This is a genomic window from Pseudorhodoplanes sp., assembly GCF_035565855.1.
Lineage (GTDB): Bacteria > Pseudomonadota > Alphaproteobacteria > Rhizobiales > Xanthobacteraceae > Pseudorhodoplanes.
On record NZ_DATMRX010000236.1, the window covers coordinates 1 to 6,266 of the forward strand.

6 protein-coding genes, 1 tRNA gene and 1 pseudogene are annotated in these 6,266 nt (G+C 66.0%); all 8 read left to right on the top strand.

Going from position 1 to position 6,266, the window contains the following annotated elements; genetic code table 11:
* A pseudogene (locus tag VN004_RS13090) lies at positions 1-833 on the top strand (chromosome segregation protein SMC); the annotation flags it as partial.
* 167 nt (positions 834-1,000) lie between these two features.
* Positions 1,001-2,296, top strand: a complete 1,296-nt coding sequence (hisD, locus tag VN004_RS13095; protein WP_325610675.1) for a histidinol dehydrogenase — start codon at positions 1,001-1,003, stop codon at positions 2,294-2,296.
* A complete protein-coding gene (locus VN004_RS13100) occupies positions 2,293-2,775 on the top strand; it encodes a UPF0262 family protein (RefSeq protein ID WP_325610677.1) in 483 nt (160 codons plus the stop codon). Before hisD ends, VN004_RS13100 begins: the two co-directional genes overlap by 4 nt.
* A 7-nt stretch (positions 2,776-2,782) precedes the next feature.
* Positions 2,783-3,244: an arsenate reductase ArsC gene (locus VN004_RS13105; RefSeq protein WP_325610680.1), complete on the top strand. Its 462-nt coding sequence runs from the start codon at positions 2,783-2,785 to the stop codon at positions 3,242-3,244.
* A gap of 150 nt (positions 3,245-3,394) precedes the next feature.
* Positions 3,395-4,015: a Maf-like protein gene (locus VN004_RS13110; RefSeq protein ID WP_325610682.1), complete on the top strand. Its 621-nt coding sequence runs from the start codon at positions 3,395-3,397 to the stop codon at positions 4,013-4,015.
* Between the two features lie 151 nt (positions 4,016-4,166).
* Complete coding sequence (locus VN004_RS13115; protein WP_325610684.1) at positions 4,167-5,714, top strand: AMP-binding protein; 1,548 nt, start codon at positions 4,167-4,169, stop codon at positions 5,712-5,714.
* Positions 5,715-5,757: 43 nt separating this feature from the next.
* Positions 5,758-5,961 (top strand): DNA gyrase inhibitor YacG, encoded by a 204-nt coding sequence (gene yacG, locus VN004_RS13120; RefSeq protein ID WP_325610686.1) that lies wholly within the window; start codon positions 5,758-5,760, stop codon positions 5,959-5,961.
* 129 nt (positions 5,962-6,090) lie between these two features.
* Positions 6,091-6,166 (top strand) — tRNA-Phe (locus VN004_RS13125).
* Positions 6,167-6,266 lie beyond the last annotated feature (100 nt).

A 6,266-nucleotide genomic window follows, 5' to 3' on the forward strand; every position in this document is an offset into this window, starting at 1 on the left:
GCGAACAACTCGGCCGCGCCGAGGAGCGCGGCGAGGGCGCGCGGCGCCGCCTGGCCGATATCGAGCACGAAGTCCGCGAAATGCTGGAGGTCGAGCCGCAAGCGGTCGCGGCTCTCGCCGAAATCGGCGAGGGCACCGTTCTGCCCGACGTCAGCGAAGTCGAGGCCGATCTCGAAAAGCTGCGCCGCGAGCGCGAGCGGCTCGGCGCCGTGAATCTGCGGGCCGAGGAAGAGCTGCGCGAGGTGGAAACCCAGCATACCTCGCTCGTCACCGAGCGGGACGATCTTGTCGAAGCGATCAAGCGTCTGCGGCAGGGTATCCAGAACCTGAACCGCGAAGCGCGCGAACGGCTGCTCTCCTCGTTCGAAGTGGTCAATGGCTACTTCAAGCAGCTCTTTACCCAGCTGTTCGGCGGCGGCGAGGCGCAATTGCAGTTGATCGAAAGCGACGATCCGCTGGAGGCCGGGCTCGAAATCATGGCCAAGCCTCCGGGCAAGAAGCTGCAATCGCTGTCGCTGTTGTCCGGCGGCGAGCAGGCGCTCACCGCGATGGCGCTGATCTTCGCGGTGTTCCGCACCAACCCGTCGCCGATCTGCGTGCTGGACGAGGTGGACGCTCCGCTCGACGACCACAATGTGGAGCGCTACTGCGACCTGCTCGACGAGATGACCAAGACCACCGAGACGCGCTTCGTGATCATCACGCATAATCCGATCACGATGGCGCGCATGAACCGGCTCTACGGCGTCACCATGGCTGAGCGCGGCGTCTCCCAGCTGGTGTCGGTCGACCTCGAAGCGGCGGTTGCCATTCGCGATCAGCAGGTCGCCTGAAGACCTCGCGGCCGGCTTCGGCGGACCGGTGACAGGGAGATCGTGGGCGGGGTCGCCCACGGCCGCCCGACGAATCGCCGGACGTGCGGCGGCTGCCGCCTTGGGCTCCCGGTATCGACGAAGGGAGGGGTGTTGACGCGCGGGGTTCCGCGCGCCATCACGGCCCCATGCCAATCCGTCTTGATAGCCGCAGCGCCGATTTCGCCAAGCGTTTCGAGGATTTCCTCTCGACCAAGCGCGAGACCTCGGCCGATGTGGATGCTTCGGTTCGCGCGATCGTGGCCGACGTGATCGCGCGCGGCGACGAGGCGCTGATCGAGCTGTCCCTGAAATTCGATCGGGTGGACCTGCGCGCCCTCGGACTGCGTGTCACCCGGAAGGAGATCGCCGACGCGGCGCGCGACTGCGCGCCCGAGGCGGTCGCGGCGCTGAAGCTGGCGCGCGACCGGATCGAGGCGTTTCACCTGCGCCAGAAGCCGAAGGACGACCGGTTCACCGATGCGCTGGGCGTGGAACTCGGCCACCGCTGGACCGCGATCGAGGCGGTCGGGCTCTACGTGCCGGGCGGCACGGCGGCCTATCCGTCCTCGGTGCTCATGAACGCCGTGCCCGCCAAGGTCGCGGGCGTGCCGCGGATCGTCATGGTGGTGCCCGCGCCGGACGGCGTAATCAATCCGCTGGTGCTTGCGGCGGCGGAGCTTGGCGGCGTCGACGAGATCTATCGCGTCGGCGGTGCGCAGGCCGTCGCGGCTTTGGCCTATGGCACGCACACGATCAGGCCGGTCGCGAAGATTGTGGGTCCCGGCAATGCCTATGTCGCGGCGGCGAAGCGCCAGGTCTTCGGCAAGGTCGGCATCGACATGATTGCGGGCCCCTCCGAGGTGCTGGTTCTGACGGACGGCACCGGCAATCCGGACTGGATCGCCGCCGATCTTCTGGCGCAAGCCGAGCATGACGAGGCGGCGCAGTCGATCCTGATCACGAACGATCCACGGCTGGCGGACGAGGTTGAAGCCGCCGTCGCTTCGCAATTGAAGACGTTGCCGCGGGCGCAGATCGCCGAAGCGTCCTGGCGCGATTTCGGCGCCACCATCGTCACGCGCGATCTCAATGAGGCGATTCCGCTGGTCGATGCGATCGCGCCCGAACATCTCGAATTGATCGCGGCCGATCCCGAAGCGCTGATCGGCAAGATCAGCAACGCCGGTGCAATCTTTGTCGGCGGCTATACGCCGGAAGCGATCGGCGACTATGTCGGCGGGTCGAACCATGTGCTGCCCACGGCGCGGTCGGCGCGTTTCTCGTCGGGGCTCGGCGTGCTCGATTTCGTCAAGCGCACCTCGATCCTCAAATGCGGTCCGGACCAGCTCGCCGCGCTCGGTCCCGCCGCGATGACGCTCGGCGAGGCGGAAGGGCTCGCCGCGCATGCACGCTCGGTGGCCATCAGGTTGAACAGGCGATGACCGAGGGGCCGCTCGTATCGAAGCTGGTGGCGGTCACGCTGGACGAGCAATCGATCGGCCGGTCCGGTCCCGATATCGAGCACGAGCGCGCGGTCGCGATCTACGACCTGATCGAGGAGAACGAATTCCAGCCCGTCGATCAGGCGGTCGGCCATTATGCGCTGCATCTGTCGATGGCGGATAACCGGCTGGTCTTCGATATCCGCACACCCGACGGCAATGCGGTGGTCGCGCACCTGTTGTCGCTGACACCGTTGCGCAAGATCGTGCGCGATTATTTCCTGATCTGCGACAGCTATTATGCCGCCATCCGGACCGCGACCCCCGACAGGATCGAGGCGATCGACATGGGGCGGCGCGGCCTTCATGACGAAGGCTCGCGGCTGTTGCAGGAGCGGTTGAACGGCAAGGTCGAGATGGATTTCGCGACCGCGCGACGGCTCTTCACCCTGATCTGCGTGCTTCACTGGAAGGGCTGACGGCACGATGGCGCAGCCCGGTACACGACCGCAGTCGGTCCTGTTCGCCTGCGGTCTGAACTCCATCCGCTCGCCGATGGCGATGGCGCTGTTCCGGCAGCTGTTCGGCAAGCGGATGTATACGGCGTCCGCCGGCGTCAAGCCCGGCGAGCCGGACCCGTTCGCCGTCGCCGTGATGCATGAGATCGGGCTCGATATCTCCAAGCATCGCCCGCAGACCTTCGAGCAGCTTGACGACTGGGAGGGCCTGAATTTCGACCTCATCGTCACGCTCTCGCCGGAGGCCCATCACCGGGCCCTCGAACTGACCCGCACCATCGCCGCCGATGTGGAATACTGGCCGACCCCCGATCCGAGCGACATCGGCGACACGCGGGCGCAGAAGCTCGACGCCTATCGCGAGGTCCGGGACATGCTGATGCAGCGCATCCGGGATCGCTTCGCCGGACCCGGCCGGGCAGGGGACTGAGGCCCGGTATCGCTCCGGGCTGGCGCGGGGGCGGGTCCGGAACGGCGTCAGGCCGGTTGTGAATCCATCGCGATTCCGTTAGGTCTTGCCGCCCATTTCGGGCGCCGTCGGCGTTCGCCGGGGCATCCGCCCTAACCCCCGCATCTTCCCATGATCGGCCGGCCCAAACTCGTCCTCGCTTCCGGTTCGCCCCGCAGGCTCACCCTGATCAATCAGGCCGGAATCGAGCCGGATGCCTTGCAGCCGGCCGATGTCGACGAAATTCCCCTGAAGGGGGAGCTGCCGCGCGCCTGCGCGACCCGGCTGGCGCGGGCCAAGGCGGAAGCCGCGCTCGAGGCCGTGCGCCTGAACGAGGAGCTGCGCGGCGCCTACATCATAGCGGCCGACACCGTTGTCGCGGTGGGCCGCCGGATCCTGCCGAAAGCCGAGCTGCTTGATGAGGCCGGGCAATGTCTGCGTCTCCTCTCGGGCCGCAATCACCGCGTCTATACGGGGGTGTGCCTCGTCACCCCCAACGAGAGCTTCCGCCAGCGGATGGTGGAGACGCGGGTGCGGTTCAAGCGGCTGACCGCCGAGGACATCGAGGCCTATCTCGCCTCCGGCGAGTGGCGCAGAAAGGCCGGCGGCTATGCCATCCAGGGTCTTGCCGGTTCGTTCGTGGTGAAGCTCGTCGGCTCCTACTCCAATGTGGTCGGACTGCCGCTCTACGAGACCCTCGCCCTCCTGCAGGGCGAAGGCTTCCCGATCCATTTCGGCTGGCTGAACACGTGATCGGCTGGCCGGCTCGCTCCATCATGCGGCGCTGCCTGTCCTGAACTTCGCTCGCCTGCGAGCGTCCGATCCATCATATTTTGGATCGACTCACGCTGTCTGATCTTGCGCCGGCCGGACCGTCCGAAGATCAGGACCTGGACGGAGACGCATGAATCTCGCGCAACACCTGCACAACACGGCTCGAAATTATCCGTACCGGGCGGCGATCGGTTTCGGTGCCGTCAACGTGTTGGACTATGGCGCGTTGGCCGAACGCGTCGCGCGGATCGCAGGCGCCTTGCGCGAGCAATTCGGACTGGCCGAAGGTGACCGCGTCGCCATCGTCGCGAGCAACACGCCCGATTACGTCACTGCACTCTATGCCATCTGGCATGCGGGCCTTGTCGGCGTGCCGGCCAATGCAAAGCTGCATGGTGCCGAGCTGAACTTCATCCTCGAAAATTCCGGTGCGCGGGTGTGTTTCGCATCGACCGATCTCGCCTCGGTCATCGAAGCGCACGCGCCGCCCTCTCTTGAGCATATCGCTGTCTTTGGCGGCCGCTCTTTCGACAACCTCCTTGCGGCCGAACCGGTAGCGCTGGTTGAACGCGCGCCCGACGATCTTGCCTGGCTTTTCTATACGTCCGGCACCACGGGCCGGCCGAAGGGCGCGATGCTGACGCATCGCAATCTGACGGTGATGGCGCTCGCCTATATCGAGGAAGTGGATCGCACCGCGCCCGGCGACGCGCTTTTGCATGCCGCACCGATGAGCCATGGATCGGGGCTCTACATGATCCCTTATGTCATGCGGGCGGGCATCAATGTGGTGCCGGAATCGGGGGGCTTCCACGCGGATGAAATCTTTCATCTGATCGAGGCGCGGCCGCGCCTGTCGATGTTTGCCGCGCCGACCATGATCAATCGGCTGGTCGATTACGACGGCGATTGCGATCCGGCGCATCTGCGCACCATCGTCTGGGGCGGTGCGCCGATGTATGTCGAGGATACGCTGCGCGCACTCGACCGGTTCGGCCCGCGCTTTGCGCAGATCTACGGCCAGGGCGAAAGCCCGATGACGATCACCGTGCTGCCGAAGAGCGATATCGCCGACCGGCGGCATCCGCGCTGGCATGAGCGGCTTCAGTCCGCGGGCCGCGCGTTTTCCTGCATCGAACTCGTCATCAAGAACGAGCGCGGCCTCGCCTTTCCCCAAGGGGAGCCGGGCGAGATCATGTGCCGCGGCGAGACGGTGATGGCGGGCTATTGGCAGAACGAGGAAGCGAGCGCCGCGGCCTTGCGTGACGGCTTTCTGCATACCGGCGATATCGGCGTCCTCGACAAGGAGGGGTATCTCTTCCTGATGGACCGCTCCAAGGACCTCATCATTTCGGGAGGCGCGAATATCTATCCCCGCGAAGTCGAGGAGGTGCTGCTTCGCCATCCCGGCGTGCGCGAGGTCTCGGTGATCGGGCGGCCGGATCGGGAGTGGGGCGAAATCGTCGTGGCCTATGTGGTCGGCGAGGCCGACCGCGCCGATCTCGACGCGCTGTGCCTGAATGCAATCGCGCGGTTCAAGCGCCCCCGCGATTATGTCTTCATCGATGCCTTGCCGAAGAACAATTACGGCAAGGTGCTGAAGACCGATCTGCGCAGCCGCGATGCCGCCCGGAACGCGGCATTGGCGCCCCGGACCGCGGGACCGGCCCGGGAATAGCCCGGCGGCTTCCATCCCTTCGCGCAGCGACTATCTTTGCCGCATGACCAGTCCGTCACTCGCCCCCGGCAAGCCGTGTCCGATCTGCGGCAAGCCCTCCCAGGAGAAGTACCGGCCGTTCTGTTCGCGCCGTTGTGGCGACGTCGATCTCAATCGATGGATGAGCGGGGTCTATGCCATTCCGGTGCGGGAGACCGACGACGACCCCGAGCGGCCGCGGGCGCGGGACGGCGAGGCCGAGGAATAAAGAGGGATATGGACCGACACCTGCTGCGGCCCGCGCGGCATCGGAGACTTGCGACAAAAGCCGGTGGACAGGGCCGGACCCGGCCTCTATAACGCGGCGCTCTCACCAAACCCCCGTCCGGGGGCCGGCGCCCAGGTAGCTCAGTTGGTAGAGCATGCGACTGAAAATCGCAGTGTCGGTGGTTCGATTCCGCCCCTGGGCACCACGGCCCCGTTCGCAGATGTTCGCAGGCGTCCGGAAACGCCTTGAATTTCAAGTGTTTATCAGATAATTTCGGTCGCGAGCGTCCGCGGCCAATCGCCCCA

What these genes read in the sequence shown, in the direction of transcription:
- yacG (WP_325610686.1), top strand. Translation starts at nt 5,758, where the DNA reads ATGACCAGTCCGTCACTCGCCCCCGGCAAGCCGTGTCCGATCTGCGGC.
- VN004_RS13105 (WP_325610680.1), top strand. Translation starts at nt 2,783, where the DNA reads ATGGCGCAGCCCGGTACACGACCGCAGTCGGTCCTGTTCGCCTGCGGT.
- VN004_RS13110 (WP_325610682.1), top strand. Translation starts at nt 3,395, where the DNA reads ATGATCGGCCGGCCCAAACTCGTCCTCGCTTCCGGTTCGCCCCGCAGG.
- VN004_RS13115 (WP_325610684.1), top strand. Translation starts at nt 4,167, where the DNA reads ATGAATCTCGCGCAACACCTGCACAACACGGCTCGAAATTATCCGTAC.
- hisD (WP_325610675.1), top strand. Translation starts at nt 1,001, where the DNA reads ATGCCAATCCGTCTTGATAGCCGCAGCGCCGATTTCGCCAAGCGTTTC.
- VN004_RS13100 (WP_325610677.1), top strand. Translation starts at nt 2,293, where the DNA reads ATGACCGAGGGGCCGCTCGTATCGAAGCTGGTGGCGGTCACGCTGGAC.